Below are 16,992 nucleotides of genomic sequence, written 5' to 3' on the forward strand. Positions count from 1 at the left end.
TTACATCATCTGCGGTTCACGAATTGCATTGCCCCGGTCAAAGCGACTTAAACGGTAAGGCGACAAATCGGTATAGGGTTGATCGTGCATCACCATCTGCGCGCACAACTTACCGGCTCCTGGCCCGATACCGAAGCCATGACCGCTAAAACCGCTGGCGACAATCAACCCCGGAATCTGGCTGATTTCGTCAATTACCGGCACCAGATCCGGGGTGGTATCAATCCAGCCGCCCCAGGCGTGATCAACCGCAATCCCCTGCAATTGCGGGAATTCGTGCACCATTTTAGCAATCGCCTCGCGCAGAATTTGCTTATCTGCCGCCGGATCAAGCACGCGGATCTTTTCAAACGGTGAGATCCCGTCCATTGACCAGGATCCGGCAGCTTCCGGGCCGGAGAAGAAGGATCCATTGAGGCGAATTTTCAGCTTTTTGGCGATTTTGCTGCGGTACATCGGATAGAAGCGCGTGGCGTAGCGCAGGTTTTGCGGCGCCAGATCGAGCTGTCCACGCCCGGAAATCGCCACGGTGTAGCTGCCATCCAGCCGACGACGAATCGCCAGGCCCGGCACACTCAGGCACCCTTCTGTCACCTGGGGCGCAACCGTGGTTTTAAATGCCGTGCCCAGAATGTTGGCGCTCGGCAAATCAATGCCGTAGCGGCTACAAAACCGTGAACTCCAGGCGCCACCGCACAGGATCACCTTGCTGGCCTTCACCAGCCCGCGTTCAGTCCAGACGCCGGTTACCCGTCCAGCGCTGATGTCGAGGCCACGTACCGCGCAACGCTGTTGAATATTGGCCCCCAGCTTTTGTGCCCCGATCGCCAGCGCCGGTACCGCCTGGGAAGGTTCCGCACGACCATCGGTGGGGGACCAGACGCCGCCGAGCCAGGATGTCTTACCACCAATACGTTCCTGCACCTCTTTGGCAGATAAGATCTGGCTATGGAACCCGATATTTTTTGCCTGTTTGCCCCAGTTCTCCCATTTCGCCAGGTCGGCGGCTTCGGTGGTGCCATACAGGATACCGCTACGGCGAAAACCCAGGTCCCTACCAATTTCTTCACCCAGTTCGGACCAGCATTGCAGGCTGTACATCGCCATAGGCAACTCGTACAGATCGCGATTCTGTTGTCGCACCCAACCCCAGTTACGGCTGGATTGCTCACCGGCCATCACCCCTTTCTCAAACAGCGCCACCGCTACGCCACGTTTCGCCAGTTCGTAGGTGACCGAGGTGCCAATAATTCCGCCGCCAATTACCACCACGTCAACTGCCTCAGGAAACGACGGGCTGTCCGGTACTGCATCAATCTTTACGCGCATACAACATCCTCAAGGTCACAGGCTCATCGCTCATTATTGATTTAACGGACAATAATTAACTATCGGAGTTATTTATGGCCGGTCTGCAACTAGGCGTTCTGGTAGAGATCCCAACGATTGCCGTAAATATCTTCGAACACCACCACCATGCCGTACTCTTCTTCGCGCGGTTCTTCGCAGAACGTGACGCCATTGGCTTTCATCTGCTGGTAATCACGCCAGAAGTCGTCGGTTTGCAGAAACAGAAATACGCGCCCGCCGCATTGGTTGCCGATAAATTGTTCCTGGCGTGGATTGGAGGCTTTCGCCAGCAACAAATTGCAGTCGCTTTCCGGGTTGGGATTCACCACCACCCAGCGTTTGCCGGGCTGCGGCGTGTCTTCGATTAAATGGAAACCCAGTTTCTGGGTGTAATATTCAATCGCGCGGTCGTAATCATCCACGACAATTGCCACATATCCCATGCAACGTTTTTGCGTGCGCATTACTTCACTCCCTTGTCAGTTTTAAAGTGGTTTCATCATAAAGACACTCAGCGGATCAGGCTGATACGGCGGGAAGGCCTCGCACTGGCGATAGCCCAGGTTTTCATACAAACGAATGGCGGCGAGCTGCTGATTGCCGGTTTCCAGTCGGGCCTGGTCGCAGCCCTGTGCGATGGCGATCTTTTCCAGCCGCTGTACAATCGCCTCGCCCAATTGTTTGCCACGCCAGGCGCTGCGTACGTAGATACGCTTGAGTTCCGCGCTGCCATCCTGCTGCATCAACACCGCGCCACAGCCAACCGGCTGATTTGCATCACCGGTGACAATCACACAATGCAGCCCATCTTCCGCGACGGTGGTCAAATCAAGGCAATGGTTACTCTCCGCCGGATAAAGCACGCTCTGGAAGGCATCCAGCTCGGCCACCAGCAATTGGAAATGGCGGTCATGAGCAGATGTGGTTTTGATAGCAAACATCCCTGCACTCCTGTTATCACGCACCCAGCAATTTGCGATATTGAATAAATTCGGTTTTGCTGGCGATCTGATCATAAAGTTTGCGCGCGGTGGCATTGGACTCCTGCGTTGTCCAGTACACCCGCGAGCAACCCAAGGCTTCGGCCTGCTGATAAACGGCCAGGATCAGCGCTTTCCCTGCCCCTTTACCCCGCGCCGCTTCACTGACAAACAGATCCTGGAGATAACAGTAATCACCGACAGTCCAGGTGGTGCGGTGCGTCAGATAATGCACCAGGCCAATCAGCTTCCCGTTCTCTTCCGCGACCAGGCAGTACATGGGTTGGCTATCGGCCATAAATCGACGAAAAGTCTGTTCGGTGGCGACATCGCTGATACTGGCTGCATAAAAACGTTGATAGCCCTTCCATAACTTTTGCCACGCAGAACGATCGTCAAAACTTAACGCGCGAATTTCCATGATGATTCATTCTCCTGTTTTGCATTGATCATTCTGTAAACGACGCACCACTATAGAACCTTTTCCAATTAAGTGAACAACTTCACAACTGCGTCACCGCAATTAGTCGCTGAGACGCAGCGGGACTTACAATGATTTTCTTATCTCGCGGTTTTTCAGGAGGAAACACGTCATGTTAGTCACCCCGAAAGTACGCATGAATCGCCTGTTTCAACAGGGCAAATGCCTCGATGTGGCGATCGATCACGGCATTGCTAATGAACCCGATTTTCTGATTGGGCTGGAGAATATTGAAGGTGTGATGCGCAACCTGATCGCCGCCCAGCCGGATGCTATTCAGGTCAACTATGGTCAGGCCGACTTGTTGCAACGCGAAGCAGGACGCAAACCGGCGCTGGTGATGCGCACCGATGTCGGTAATGCCTACAACGCGGCCCGCCATCGCGAGATGTGGGCGGTGCTGCACAACCCGGAAGAACCGATTCTGGCGGCGTTGCAGATGGATGCTGCCGCAGTGGTGGTCAATCTCTATCTGATCCCGGATGAGCCAGGCATCTTCCGTATGTGTGTCGAGAACATTGGCCGTCTGCGTCAGGCCTGCGATCGCTACGCCATGCCGTTAATGATTGAGCCACTGGTGATGGCCCCGGCCGGACAAGGTGCCGCTTACGGTTCGCTGGGCGATGTCGAAAAAATCGTGCCGCTGGTGCGACTGGCGCGTGAACTCGGTGCGGATATTGTCAAAGCCGACCCCACCGATAACGTGGAAGACTTTCACCGTGTGGTAGAAGCCGCTCGCTGCCCAACGCTGGTACGCGGCGGCGGAAAAGGTGAGCTGGGCGCAGTGCTGCAAAAAAGTGCCGCGCTGATGGCGCAAGGGGCCAGCGGCATGGTCTACGGACGCAACGTTTATCAGCACGATAATCCATCACGGGTGGTGAAAGCGCTGATGGCGATCATTCATCAGGGCGCGAGTGGCCCGGATGCGCTGGAGATTTATCAGCAGGGGTAAGGGTTTGCAGCGGGTTGAAATGCATGTATAAACAATCATCTACCTGATGAAAGGATCGGCAACATGCAGATTAACCAGTTACCTTTTGGCATTACCCAATGGGATCAGATTGAACCGGAAACCCACCCCGGCGATCGCGGCTTTGCGTTGTGGCGTACCCAACGTTTCAACGATATTCGTGTGCGCATGGTGGAATACTCGCCGGGGTATCTGGCCGATCACTGGTGTCTGAAGGGACATATTTTGCTGTGTCTGGAAGGGGAAATGGTGACAGAACTGGAAGATGGTCGCCGTTTTACCCTGACGCCTGGCGTCAGTTATCAGGTGGCGGATAATGCCGAAGCGCACCGTTCCTCAACGGAAACCGGGGCGAAGCTGTTTATCGTTGATTGATGCCATTATCCCGTAGCGGCGCGATTTATCGCGCAAATCCGTGCGCGATTTATCGTGCAAATCCGTGCGCGTTGTGAGAAAAATCCGCGCGATAAATCGCGCCGCTACGTGATGAAATACTTAAGGTTGAGTTGCCAGCGCGTAAGCCGCTGTCAAATCCAGACGTTGCCAGAATGACTGCTCCGCATTGCCGGAAAGCGGATAACCGCCGGGCAGTGCCGATTTCACCATCAACGCGCGCCGTTGCGCAGCAGACAATTGTGGCAGCGCGGTTTTCAGCAGCACTTCAGCCCCGGCAGGTACCGTCACCGCGACATGTTTGCCGGTTGTTTGCGGCAGGTTGTAGCTCAGGGTGAAACGGTAAAATCGTTTCATCTGCGGTGACCGATATGGATCATCCTTGCCGGTACTGCGCGCGCACTCCGCCAGTGAGGTGCCACACTCTTTCTCCAGCGCCGCACGCAGTTGCTCGCGAGCTTCACTGAACAATCCCTGATAGCGGGCATCGTTGAGATAATTCGCCACATTGCGTTCCGCCACCATGCGTGAACCCATCACGTCGAGGGGGTAATGCACCCCCAGCACCAGACGCGAGTAACCGTAACGCGCACCACGGGTGACCAGCGCTTCGAAACGCTCCGGCACCATCTCCGCCAGCAACAGCGCATCGGTATAACCGGTATTGGTATGCCCGCTCGGGAAAGAACCGCCCTCGGCGGTGTACGGGTGGTTATCCTTCACCACCACATCGTCCGGCACCAGGTGAATGGTGTTGCCTTGATGCAGGAACGGACGCGGATAGTTGAAGTGTTTTTTCGCCGCACTGGTGCTGACTTCGCTGGCTTTAATCAGCGCCGCCGCTTTGCCCAGTTCTCCTTTGTCATAGGCGGTCAGAAAGGCTTTTCCGAGGCGCGGGCCAAGCGCATCGGCGAGGAAATAGAGATGGTTGATACCTTCGGCATCAGCCAGCGCCTGATGGCGTGTGCCCTGCGTGGCATTCAGGTTGATTTGGGTGACGGTGGCGCGGTTCGCATCCAGTACGCTGGCTGGCAGCGAACTAAACCCCGCCAGCAGCGCGATACCCGCCTGCTGATTGGCTTTGGTCTGGAAATCGTAGCCACTGCTTTTCAGCCAGGCGTAATCCGCCTGCGTGGGGGATTGTTTGGCTTTTTCCAGCAGATTACGTGTGAGCTGCGGGTTGTTACCCTGTAACGCCGCACGCAACGCTTGTTGCATCTGCTGTTCAAGATCGTTGTAACCTGCCTGAGCAGAACCGATGGAAGTCTGACTGGCGAGCGCAGCGGCGTCCGGCAGTGAGAGCGCCTGCGCCTGCTGCGCCAGCAGCAGCAGGGCTGCGATCAGAGTGAAGCGGGTTTTCATTATTTTCCCCTGTTATCAGAATATTACCTTGCCGGGGAAACACGCTAACACCCTGTTATGACAGTTTTATTTCAGTTAACGACACTGGCTGGCACAGTTTTGTACACAAATTTGTGCCAGCGAGCCACATGCGCCGTTTTTGTCGTTGTTGCATTGTGACTGCTGGATATAACAATTCTGCTGACAGGCCGACACATCGCATTTCGCCGCCGCAGGCGTGAGCTGCGGGATCGGGGATTTGCCTTCTGGTTGCCAGCGGGTTTGAGCAGCTGCGCCAATGCTGACGAGCAGCAGCAACAGGATGGTCCACTTCATCGCCTTACCCTCGTGTGGTTAATCGGAAAGAGTATGGCTGTCGCGGCGCGATTTATCGCAGGCTTTTTGTCGTTGTGCGATATTGCGCGATAAATCGCGCCGCTACGAATGAAACCATTGATTCACACCTCAGCAAGAATTGAACCAATACGGTGCAAGCTGATGATGCATCGTTGTGCAGCCTTGTGAAATTACCCTGATATAAATTGATTAATATCAATAAATATCAGCGCATTGCTGCCTGGGAACCTGACCTTCCGTTATTGGTACAAAAGTTGCAAGCTTGTTCCGGTATAGCAAAGGAGAAGGTTATGAAAGCGATTGTGATTGGTGCCGGTATCGGCGGGATGAGCGCGGCAATTGCGCTGGAAAAAGCAGGCTTTACCACTGCCGTGTTTGAAGCGGTCAAAGAGATGAAACCGGTAGGCGCAGCCATTTCAATCTGGCCCAATGGGGTGAAGTGTCTCAATGCGCTGGGTATGAAAGCGTCCCTGCGGGCGCTGGGCGGCAATATGGCGTTTATGGCCTACAACGATGCCCATAGCGGCGCTACCCTGACCCGCTTTAGCATGGATCCGCTGGTGCAGCAGGTTGGCGAACATCCTTACCCGGTCGCACGCGCCGAGTTGCAGGCAATGCTGATTGATACTTATGGCCGTTCACGCATTGGCTTCGGCAAGCGCGTCACCCAGGTTGAGCAGACCGCCACTGGCGTGACGGCATGGTTTGATGATGGCAGCCAGCAGCAAGCTGATTTCCTGATTGCCGCCGACGGCACCCATTCGGTCATTCGCCATTACGTGCTGGGCGAAAGCGTCGAACGTCGCTATGCCGGTTACGTTAACTGGAACGGGCTGGTGACCATTGACGAAAGCATCGCTCCGGCGGATCAGTGGACCACCTTTGTCGGCGAAGGCAAACGTGTTTCGCTGATGCCGGTGAGCGGCAACCGTTTTTACTTCTTCTTTGATGTACCGTTGCCGAAAGGTTTGCCGGAAGATCGCAGCACGTTGAAAGACGATCTGCGTGGTTACTTTGCTGGCTGGGCCGATCCGGTGCAGCGACTGATCGATGCGATCAACCCGGAAACCACCAACCGCGTGGAGATTCACGATATCGAACCTTTCAGCCAGTTCGTCAAAGGGCGGGTGGCGCTGCTGGGCGATGCGGCGCACAGCACGACGCCGGATATCGGTCAGGGCGGTTGTGCGGCGATGGAAGACGCGATCGTGCTGGCGCAGACGCTGGCGGCACATTCGCTGGGGATTGAGGATGGCTTACTGCGTTACCAGGCGCGTCGGGTGGAGCGCACGAAAGATCTGGTGCTGAAGGCGCGTAAGCGTTGTGACGTTACCCACGCCAAAGATGCAGCGATTACCGCCGCATGGTATCAGGAACTGAAAAATGAAACCGGCGAGCGCGTGCTCGCCGGGATGTGCGACACCATTGAAGGCGGCCCGCTGGGTTGATCCTCTCCCCCCGCTGGCATAATGCACTCGTCCTTCTCCCGCTTGCGGGAGAAGGACGGGATGAGGGCAACCGCACGCGCTGAACCGATAAATCGCGCCGCTACGACGACAATCCGCGGTTTTTCAGCATCGGGCCGATTTCCGGCGCTTTGCCGCGCCAGGCCAGCCACAGATACTGCAAATCGGTGCTGTTGCCGCGCGACAAAATCTGCTCGCGGAATCGCTGCCCATTTTCGCGGGTTAAGCCGCCCCGCTCCTCAAACGCCTGATAGCCATCGTCAGCCAGCATTTGCGTCCAGATATAGGCGTAATAACCTGCGGCATAGCCGCCGCCCCAGATATGGCGGAAATAGCTGGAACGGTAGCGCGGTGGCACCGCACTCAGCGCGATATTCTCCGCAGCCAGCGCTTGCAGCTCGAAATGGCTGACATCTTCCGGGTTATCCGTCGTGGTCAACGAATGCCATTGCAGGTCGAGCAGTGCCGCCGCCAGCAGCTCGGTCATGTCATAACCTTTGTTGAACGTTGCCGCACGCACCATTTTTTCGCGCAGTTCGGCAGGCATGGGTTCCCCACTTTGATAGTGGCGGGCATAGTTGGCAAACACCTGCGGGTTACTGGCCCAGTGTTCGTTAATCTGCGACGGAAATTCGACAAAATCGCGCGGTGTCGCGGTACCGGAAATGCTGACATAACGCTGCGACGCGAACAAACCATGCAACGCGTGACCAAACTCGTGGAACAAGGTGATGACTTCGTCCCAGCTCAGCAACGCAGGTTGACCACTGGCGGGTTTGGTGTAGTTGCACACGTTGTAAATCACCGGTTTGGTGTCGAGCAGCGTCGACTGATCGACAAAATTGCTCATCCACGCGCCACCGCTTTTGTTATCGCGCTTGAAGAAATCGGTGTAGAACAACGCCAGTGGCGTGTCGTCTGCATCAAAAATTTCATACACACGCACATCAGGGTGGTAGACCGGCAGATCGTGGCGTTCGCTGAAGCGAATGCCAAACAGCTGACTGGCCGCCCAGAACACCCCTTTCTCCAGCACGTTTTCCAGCGCAAAATACGGGCGAATCTGGCTTTCATCCAGGTCATATTTGGCTTTACGCACCTGCTCAGCGTAGAAATTCCAGTCCCAGGCGCGCAGCGGAAAACTGTGATGGGCCTGTTCAATCGCCTGCTGGATATCCGCCGCTTCACGTTCAGCGCGTTCACGCGCCGCGGGTACGATGTTGCGCATAAAACTGAACGCGGCTTCCGGGGTCTTCGCCATCTGATCCTGCAACCCCCACTCGGCATAGGTTTTAAAGCCGAGCAGGCTGGCGCGCTGCGCACGTAACTGCGCCATCCGCAGCACCAGCGCGCGGGTGTCGTTATCGTCGCCCTGCTCACACCGTGACAGCGCACGCTGGAACAACGCTTCACGCGTGGCGCGTACGCTCAGTGACTGCAACGCGGGCTGTTGAGTGGTGTTCTGCAATGGGATCAACCACTCGCCAGATAAGCCGCGCGCCTCAGCCGCTGCCTTAGCGTGAGCCAGTTCTTCGGCACTCAACCCAGCCAGCGCTGCGGGGTCGCTGACGGTATACGCCCCCATTTTGGAGGCCGCCAGCAGGCGGTTACCAAATTTGGTGCCGAGCGTCGCCAGCTCCTGATTGCAGGCGCGCAGTTGCGCTTTATCTGCGTCATTCAGTGCGGCACCGGCCAGTTTAAAATGTTGCCAGGTGACTTCCGTCAGCCGCATCGCTTCCGCATCCGGGCAGAGTGAACCCCGATGCTGATAAACATAATCCAGTCGGCTGAACAATTGGCTGTTGAGGGTGATCTCATCGGTCAGCGCGGTCAGTTTAGGGGTGATCAACTCATCAATGTCCTGGAGTCGTTCGCTGGTATTGGCTGAGGTCATGGCACCAAACACCAGGTTGACACGACTGAGCAGTTGGCCACTGCGCTCCAGCGCCTCATAGGTATTTTCGAAGCTGGCAGGCTCTGGATTGCTGGCGATCGCCGCGACTTCCCGGCGTTTTTCGTCAATGCCGGCTTCCAGCGCCGGGCGAAAATCGTCTTCCTGAATAAGGTCAAACGGTGGGGTTTGATACGGTAAGGTGCTGGCAGTGAAGAAAGGATTGGCTCTTGAATTCATTATCGCTCCTGATCATCAGCAACGCCGGAGCAAGCCCCGGCGGAATGTTTCTATCCTGGCAGTTTCAGCGCGTCTCAACAACTCACGTCTGCCGCTGATAAACACTGATGATCTCACCCGCCACCGCTACGGCTATTTCGGCGGGTAGCTTCCCTTTGACATCCGGCAACCCCAACGGACAACGCAGGCGCGCCAGCGTATCTGCCGCAATACCTTTACCTTCGAGCCGGTAACGGAAGCGTTGTGCTTTGGTTTCTGAACCAATCACCCCGGCATAACGAAAGTCGCCGCGTCGCAGGATGGCTTCGCTCAACGCCAGGTCGAGCGGATGATGATGGGTCATCACCACAAAATAGCTGCCTGGGGCGGCTTCCGCCACGCAGTCCAGTGGGTCATCCACCTGACATACCGTGACGCCTTCCGGCACGTTGCGGAACTGTGCCGCACGGCTGTCAATCCAGGTTATGTGACAGGGTAACGTCGCCAATAGCTGCACCAGCGCCTGCCCGACATGCCCGGCACCGTACACCTGAATTTCTGGTTGTTGCTGCATCAGCGGTTCAAACAAAATGGTCGCCATGCCGCCACAACACTGACCGAGCCGCGCGCCCAGCGCGAACTCTTCCGTATGCGGTGCAGCGCGCTGCTGCTGCAACATCTCGCGAGCCTGAGCGATACATTGATACTCCAGATGGCCGCCGCCGATGGTGAGAAAACTGTCACTGGCGGTGACCACCATTTTGCTGCCGCTGTCACGCGGCACCGAACCGCGCTCGCTCAGCACGGTGACCAGCACACAACTTTCCCGTTTTTCCCGCAGGCGATGCAGCACGCTAATCCAGTCATGGTAGATCATCATCCGCTCCTGAGAGGCGCTGTACGCCCCAGAAAACCCGTTCTGGCGTGGCTGGCGCATCCAGCAGCGGATGTTGACGGTAATCCGCGACGCTGGCGACCGCATCCTGCAACGCGCACCATACGGCAATCCCCAGCATAAACGGCGGCTCGCCCACCGCTTTGGAATGGAACACCGTCTGCTGCGGGTTTTTGCGGTTCTCCACCAGAGTCACGCGCAGATCGGCAGGCACATCGCTGATGGCCGGAATTTTGTAGCTGGCCGGACCGTCAGTGAGCAGTCTGCCCTGGTCATTCCACACCAGTTCTTCGCAGGTCAGCCAACCCATGCCCTGCACAAAACCGCCTTCCACCTGACCAATATCGATGGCCGGATTAAGCGATGCCCCGACATCATGCAGAATATCGGCGCGTAGCAAGCGGTACTCGCCGGTTAAGGTATCCAGCAACACCTCGCAGCAGGCGGCACCGTAAGAGAAGTAGTAAAACGGCGTGCCGCGTCCGGCGTTGCGGTCATAATGGATACCCGGCACCCGATAAAAACCGGTAGCCGACAGCGGCACCTGGTTGAGCCACGCCTGCTGGCATACATCGGCGAAGGTGAAATGCTGCTCCCTGACGCGCACGATACCGTTGCTGAAGTTGACCTGCTCAGCCTCACATTGATGCAGCTTGCACAACATCGCGGTTAAGCGATCACGCAAGGTCTGCGCCGCATCCTGTGCCGCTTTGCCGTTAAGATCGGCTCCGCTGGAGGCCGCCGTTGGCGAGGTGTTGGGCACCTTGCCGGTATCCGTGGCGGTAACCTGAATGTGGCTGATGTCGATTTGCAGCACCTCCGCCACAATTTGCGCCACTTTGGTGTTCAGCCCCTGTCCCATCTCAGTGCCGCCGTGATTGAGCTGCACCGTGCCGTCGGTGTAGATCAGAATCAGCGCGCCCGCCTGATTCAGAAAGCTGGAGGTAAAGGAGATGCCAAATTTTACCGGCGTCAGTGCCAGCCCGCGCTTCATCACACGATTGGCGGCGTTAAATGCCTGAATTTCCGCGCGCCGCACGGTGTATTCGCTGCTGGTTTCCAGTTGGTTGGTGATCTCATCCAGCAGGTTATCCTCTACCTGCTGGTGATAATGGGTGATGTTGCGATCCTGCTTGCCGTAGTAGTTACGCTTGCGCAGTTCCAGTGGATCGAGCTGCAACTCGCGCGCGATGTGATCCATGATCTGCTCAATCGCCACCATGCCCTGCGGCCCACCGAAGCCACGGTAGGCGGTATTCGACGCGATGTTGGTACGGCAGCGATAACCGGTAATCAGCGCATCGCCGAGGTAATAAGCATTATCTGCATGGAACATAGCTCGATCGACTATCGATCCACTAAGATCGAGTGAAAAACCGCAATTTCCTGCCAGATCGAGCTTCACACCACAAAAACGTCCCGTGTCATCAAATCCGACATCGTAACGCACGTAGAACGGATGACGCTTGCCGGTGATACGCATATCGTCACGGCGTGCGAGGCGCATTTTCGCCGGTCGTCGCGTCTGACGTGCGGCGATGGCGCACAGGCAGGCAACGCCCGCTGCCTGAGTTTCTTTGCCGCCAAAACCCCCGCCCATCCGGCGCATATCGATGGTGACGTTATTCATGCTGATCCCCATCACCTCAGCCACCAGCTTTTGTACCTCGGTCGGGTTCTGGGTGGAGGAGAACACCTGAAGCGCATGGTCTTCACCGGGGATCACTAATGCCGTCTGGGTTTCCAGATAGAAATGTTCCTGACCACCAATATGGAAACTGCCCTGAATACGGTGCGGTGCACGGGCCAACGCTGCATCCGCATCGCCGCGCTGGTGGACGTGCGGCTGCTGGACAAAAAGCCCCTGCTCCAGCGCCTGACAAACATCGAGGATCGCCGGTAACGCTTCGTATTCGACAATCGCCGCCTCGACACCGGCGCGCGCGGCTTCCGGTGAATCTGCTGCTACGGCTATCACCACCTGGCCGAGATACTCCACCTTTTCTTGTGCCAGCAGCGGATCGCCCGGTTCTAACGGGCCAACATCGTTGCTGCCCGGCACATCACGCCAGGTCAGTACGCTGACCACGCCAGGCACTGCGTAACAGGGCTGCACATCCAGTTTGGTAATACGCGCGTGAGCATGAGGACTCAGCAGCGGGCAGAGATGCAGTAAACCCGGCAGATCGGGTTTGTCATCGATATAAATCGCTTCGCCGGAGACATGTTTATCCGCACTTTCATGTTTACGGCTACGCCCGACACCGCTTTGTATACCGGCGTCAAACTGGGTTTTTAACAGGGTTTCATTCAGTTGCGGGCGATTATGAGACATAGCGCGTCACCTCTGCGATGGTCAGTTCGCCGCTGGCCTGTGCGTAGTAGCGACGCAACAGATTCCGCGCCACCTGCAAACGGTAGGCAGCGCTGGCGCGGAAATCACTCAGCGGCTGGAAATCCTGGCTCAGGGCGGCGCAGGCCGATTCGATAGTTGTCAGGTCAAACGTGGCACCGTTGAGCACCGCTTCAGCATTGAGCGCACGTTTGGGGGTGGCCGCCATGCCGCCAAACGCAATGCGGACATGCTGCACCGTGCCGTCCTCAACGTGAAGGTTGATGGCGGCAAAAATTGCAGAAATATCGTCGTCGAGGCGTTTGGATACCTTCCAGGCGACAAAGTCAGGTGACGCTGTCACGCGAGGTATGATGATAGTGCGAATAAACTCGCCGGGTTGCAACACCGTCTGGCGATAACCAGTAAAGAACTGATCCAGCGGCACTTCCCGACACTGTTCCCCCTGCTGTAATTCGAGTCGGGCATTCAGCGCCAGCAGCATCGGCGCAGCATCACCAATCGGCGAAGCGTTGCCAATATTGCCGCCCAGCGTGCCCTGATGACGAATTTGCAACGAGGCAAAGCGTTCCAGCATACGGCTGAACGCCGGAATGCGTGCTGCGAGAAATTGATAGCATTGATGCAGTGACGCCCCTGCGCCCAGACGCCAGTGCGCTTCATCTTCGCTGCATACCTTCAGCTCTGCGACCTGCTCCAGCGCGATCAACAGCGGAATCTGCTGATATTGCTGGGTAATTTGTAACGTCAGGTCGGTGCCGCCCGCCAGCAAACGCGCGTGCGGATGTTGTTGGTAGAGGGCTGCCAGCTGATCCAGGGTTTTTGGCACCAGGCAGCGGTTGCCGTTGGCTTCCAGTATCTGCACCTCGTTGCTGACCAACGCCTGTAAGCGTTGCACCACGCTGGCTTCGCTCTGGCTGAAGTTGTCGCAGACCGGCTGCTCACAGGCCTGCTGTGCCGCATCCATAATGGGCCGATAACCGGTGCAGCGACACAGATTGCCCGCCAGCGCCTGTTCCGCCTGGTGCCGGTCCCAGCCGTGGCTGTTTTTCTGTAATGTGAACAACGACATAACAAAACCTGGCGTGCAGTAGCCACACTGCGAACCGTGACAATCGACCATTGCCTGCTGTACCGGGTGCAGATCGCCCCCCTGGCGTAAATCCTCGACGGTAATCAGTTGCTTGCCTTGCAGGCTGCTGACCAGCGTCAGGCAACTGTTCACCGTCTCATAATGCATGCGTCCATCCATCACCTTCCCCAGCGTCACGGTGCAGGCACCGCAGTCGCCCGAGGCGCAGCCCTCTTTGGTGCCACGACGTTGCTGATGATTACGCAAATAATTCAATACGGTGAGGTTCGGATCGAGATCGCGTTCAGTCACCAGTCGATTATTGAGCAGAAACTGAATCATGCCGCTTTTACCCCGCTTTCCCGTTGCCAGACCGGCTGACCATTGACCCAGGTCTGCGCGATATTGCGATCGTCACCCAGTGTCATCAGCACAAACAATTTTTCCCAGATATCTTTGCTGTTGGCGTAACGCAATTGCTGCAACGCTGAAACAGCGGGGTCGAGCACCACGAAATCCGCCTCTTTACCCGGATTGAAGTTACCGATGGCATGATCGAGATCCAGCGCATGCGCTCCGCCGAGCGTGGCATGATAAAAGGCTTCGCAGGCGCTGAGTTTATAGTGCTGAAGCTGGCCGACTTTGTAAGCCTCACCAAGGGTTTGCAATATGTTAAAGGTGGTGCCAGCACCGACGTCAGTGCCGATCCCCATCCGTACGCCCTGCTGCCAGCAGCGTTTGATGTTAAATAACCCGCTGCCGAGAAACAGGTTGGAGGTCGGACAGAAAGCAATTGATGAATCGGTATCGTGCAGGCACTGCCATTCATGGTCATCCAGATGCAGACAGTGGGCAAACACGCTGCGTTTGCCGGTGAGCTGATGCTGGTGATACACATCGAGATAGCCGTCATGCTCCGGGAACAGTTCTTTGACCCAGGCGATTTCCTGCGGATTTTCGCTCAGATGGGTGTGCAACCAGGTGTCGGGGAACTCTGCCCGTAGCTGCCGGACTTTTTCCAACAGCTGTGGCGACGATGTCGGGGCAAAGCGTGGCGTCAGCGCATAACTCAGACGGCCACGATTATGCCAGCGTTCAATCAAGGCGCGGGTTTGCAGGTAGCTTGCCTGCGGGGTTTCGGTCAGATAAGCCGGTGCGTTGCGATCCATCATCACCTTACCGGCAATCAGACGCATATTGAGCTGCTCTGCGGCGCTAAACAATGCTTCCACCGACTGCGGATGCACGGTACCAAATACCAGCGCGGTGGTGGTACCGTTCGCCAGCAGCTGATGCAGAAAGAACGCTGACATCTGTGCCGCATGATCGGGACAGTGGTACTGGCTCTCGACCGGGAAAGTGTATTGGTTCAGCCATTCCAGCAGTTGCTCACCAAACGCCCCTATCATCTCGGTTTGCGGATAGTGAATGTGGGTATCGATAAATCCCGGTACGATCAGTTTGCCGCGCAGGTCGATCAGCGTGGCAGGGTTGATGCGCGACTGTGCGCTTTCCCAGCTCTCCAGGCTGACAACTTTTCCGTCGTGCAGCGTCAATACACCATCTTCGAGGTAGCGCGCCTGATCAGCAATGGTATCGGGTTGTTGTGCCACGCCGGTAAAATCAAAAAAACTGGCGCGCAGCGTGGTTTCGGATGCAAAAGGCATAAAGTAGTTCCTTGCGTTATCTTTGTTATGGCAGGTGATGGCCTTTAAGGAGTTTTGCAAACACCATGCCAACACAAATAACTTATTTTTATGTTTATATTCAATATATTAGGTTGTTATAAGGGATTTCTATGGCAGCATGCCCAGGCAACCGAATGCGCAAACGGTTGCCATGCTTCGCAATCGGTTGCGATTTAACAACCGCCGGTGAGACGGGCTTTTTGTACCCTTTGCGTGGCAATGATTTGTGCCATATTGGTGCGGTTGTGCGCTGAAATCGTGCAGGTGGAATTAAGCAAAGCCTTTGGATGGCCAGAGGGCTTGTGCTGATGGTACGGAAACATTTCTGGACAAAGTCAGTTGTTAAAATTTCTTAAAGTCACGTTACAATGAGTATCTACAGAACTGATGTGCTCAATGCTTTTTTGAATGGATGGAAGTTTCAGTTTAATGGAGGAAATCATTCAATGTTCCGCATCACACCCGGTTTTTTTATGGAAAATCGCTCAGCATTATCTTCATGAAAGAAGCCTTCTAAATTCTCAACAGCACAATGTCAGTGCTCTTGTCCCCTCACTCAACCAATGGTTACCGTTTTACAAAATCGACTCAGACCTCCGACTCGCACACTTTCTGGCACAGTCTTGTGTTGAAACTGCAAACTTTTCATCGCTGACGGAAAGAGCCAGAAACGGCGGTAAGGAGTACGAATACAACACCGCTGTTGGTCGGGCGCTCGGTAACAAATATCCGGGTTGGACGTATTCTCCATGAGGATTTGGTTAATCACCCTGGACTGGTTTCATCTAATCCTGATGTAGCCGTCAGGACTGCCTGTGAATTCTGGCACAAGCGACACGTAAACATACCTGCCGACCGAGATGATTTCAAAGCAGTAACCTATGCCGTTAACGGTGGTTATAACGGACTTGTTGAGAGGAAGCGTGCACTTGATCGGATCAAGAATGAGATGGGTATTTGACAATGTTAAAATTTAAATTTGTTTTCTCTTTAGTTTTTCTGCTCTCGGCTTTCAGCTCATACGCAGCCGGACAACAATCGTCAATGACGTGTAAAGATACGGCTCTTAAAGATGCAAAAAAACTCCTGTCTTTTTATCGGGATAATGATGACCGAATCTCTATAGACAACAAAGTAACTCCGCTGGAGAAAGTGAGTAATCCTCAGAATCCATCACAAAAATTCGATGTATTAGAAGCGTGGGGTTATATCTACAAAGGCAAATACAGAATGCGTTTCAGTTACTATTCCGACCTTGATTGCACGCTCATGGGCGAAGAAATTCTTGAATACGCAGATTTGTAACAATCAGGCTTCCCGACGGCTTTATCGAATATCATCCAAAAAAAACCCGCTTGCGCGGGTTAATAACATGAAGCAGTGATTAGGGTTGGTACTGAAAAGCTCACATATAATATGAAAGCAAAGCGTGTCACATTCGCGTATCACACGCCTTTAATTTGAATCTGTTTTATGCCGATAATTTTGATAAATATCAATTGCACAACTCCATGTTAAATATAGATATTCTCATTT

General features: G+C 55.3%; 15 protein-coding genes. 4 read left to right on the plus strand and 11 right to left on the minus strand.

What is annotated here, in order from left to right; genetic code table 11:
• From CTZ24_RS10170 to CTZ24_RS10185, 4 genes are all read right to left on the minus strand, one after another.
• Complete coding sequence (locus CTZ24_RS10170; RefSeq protein WP_208723447.1) at nt 1-1,329, minus strand: NAD(P)/FAD-dependent oxidoreductase; 1,329 nt, start codon at nt 1,327-1,329, stop codon at nt 1-3.
• 89 nt (nt 1,330-1,418) lie between these two features.
• On the minus strand, nt 1,419-1,814 hold the full coding sequence (locus tag CTZ24_RS10175; RefSeq protein ID WP_013509118.1) for a VOC family protein: 396 nt from the start codon (nt 1,812-1,814) through the stop codon (nt 1,419-1,421).
• Nucleotides 1,815-1,835: 21 nt separating this feature from the next.
• Nucleotides 1,836-2,291 carry a GNAT family N-acetyltransferase gene (locus CTZ24_RS10180; RefSeq protein WP_208723448.1) on the minus strand — a complete coding sequence of 152 codons (456 nt, stop codon included), beginning with the start codon at nt 2,289-2,291 and terminating at the stop codon, nt 1,836-1,838.
• A gap of 16 nt (nt 2,292-2,307) precedes the next feature.
• Entirely contained in the window at nt 2,308-2,751 is a 444-nt protein-coding gene (locus CTZ24_RS10185) for a GNAT family N-acetyltransferase (protein ID WP_208723449.1), read from the minus strand.
• A 172-nt stretch (nt 2,752-2,923) separates the two neighbouring features.
• On the opposite strand from CTZ24_RS10185, the gene CTZ24_RS10190 reads away from it, so the two are divergent.
• Both CTZ24_RS10190 and CTZ24_RS10195 read left to right on the plus strand, forming a co-directional pair.
• Nucleotides 2,924-3,763, plus strand: coding sequence for a class I fructose-bisphosphate aldolase (locus CTZ24_RS10190; protein WP_021183213.1), 840 nt, complete (start codon nt 2,924-2,926; stop codon nt 3,761-3,763).
• Nucleotides 3,764-3,826: 63 nt separating this feature from the next.
• Nucleotides 3,827-4,156: a DHCW motif cupin fold protein gene (locus CTZ24_RS10195; protein ID WP_208723450.1), complete on the plus strand. Its 330-nt coding sequence runs from the start codon at nt 3,827-3,829 to the stop codon at nt 4,154-4,156.
• Nucleotides 4,157-4,276: 120 nt separating this feature from the next.
• On the opposite strand, the gene CTZ24_RS10200 is transcribed toward CTZ24_RS10195, so the two are convergent.
• Together CTZ24_RS10200 and CTZ24_RS10205 are read right to left on the minus strand one after the other, a co-directional pair.
• Nucleotides 4,277-5,536, minus strand: a complete 1,260-nt coding sequence (locus CTZ24_RS10200) for an acid phosphatase (RefSeq protein ID WP_208723451.1) — start codon at nt 5,534-5,536, stop codon at nt 4,277-4,279.
• 75 nt (nt 5,537-5,611) lie between these two features.
• Complete coding sequence (locus CTZ24_RS10205) at nt 5,612-5,851, minus strand: hypothetical protein (protein ID WP_036625193.1); 240 nt, start codon at nt 5,849-5,851, stop codon at nt 5,612-5,614.
• A 311-nt stretch (nt 5,852-6,162) separates the two neighbouring features.
• On the opposite strand from CTZ24_RS10205, the gene hpxO reads away from it, so the two are divergent.
• A complete protein-coding gene (hpxO, locus tag CTZ24_RS10210) occupies nt 6,163-7,320 on the plus strand; it encodes an FAD-dependent urate hydroxylase HpxO (RefSeq protein WP_021183209.1) in 1,158 nt (385 codons plus the stop codon).
• A 100-nt stretch (nt 7,321-7,420) separates the two neighbouring features.
• Here the strand turns inward: hpxO and dcp are convergent, their stop codons facing one another.
• The 5 genes from dcp to guaD form a co-directional block, all read right to left on the minus strand.
• Nucleotides 7,421-9,469: a peptidyl-dipeptidase Dcp gene (gene dcp, locus CTZ24_RS10215; protein WP_208723452.1), complete on the minus strand. Its 2,049-nt coding sequence runs from the start codon at nt 9,467-9,469 to the stop codon at nt 7,421-7,423.
• Nucleotides 9,470-9,551: 82 nt separating this feature from the next.
• Nucleotides 9,552-10,325 (minus strand): xanthine dehydrogenase accessory protein XdhC, encoded by a 774-nt coding sequence (xdhC, locus tag CTZ24_RS10220; protein ID WP_021183207.1) that lies wholly within the window; start codon nt 10,323-10,325, stop codon nt 9,552-9,554.
• On the minus strand, nt 10,312-12,678 hold the full coding sequence (gene xdhB, locus CTZ24_RS10225; protein WP_208723453.1) for a xanthine dehydrogenase molybdopterin binding subunit: 2,367 nt from the start codon (nt 12,676-12,678) through the stop codon (nt 10,312-10,314). Before xdhB ends, xdhC begins: the two co-directional genes overlap by 14 nt.
• Nucleotides 12,668-14,110, minus strand: a complete 1,443-nt coding sequence (xdhA, locus tag CTZ24_RS10230; RefSeq protein ID WP_208723454.1) for a xanthine dehydrogenase small subunit — start codon at nt 14,108-14,110, stop codon at nt 12,668-12,670. The genes xdhB and xdhA overlap by 11 nt, the downstream gene beginning before the upstream one ends.
• Nucleotides 14,107-15,435 (minus strand): guanine deaminase, encoded by a 1,329-nt coding sequence (gene guaD / locus CTZ24_RS10235; RefSeq protein WP_208723455.1) that lies wholly within the window; start codon nt 15,433-15,435, stop codon nt 14,107-14,109. The genes xdhA and guaD overlap by 4 nt, the downstream gene beginning before the upstream one ends.
• Before the next feature lie 984 nt (nt 15,436-16,419).
• Here guaD and CTZ24_RS10240 point away from each other — a divergent pair.
• A complete protein-coding gene (locus CTZ24_RS10240; protein ID WP_208723456.1) occupies nt 16,420-16,761 on the plus strand; it encodes a hypothetical protein in 342 nt (113 codons plus the stop codon).
• Nucleotides 16,762-16,992 lie beyond the last annotated feature (231 nt).

The organism is Pantoea phytobeneficialis (genome assembly GCF_009728735.1).
Taxonomy (GTDB): Bacteria; Pseudomonadota; Gammaproteobacteria; order Enterobacterales; family Enterobacteriaceae; genus Pantoea; species Pantoea phytobeneficialis.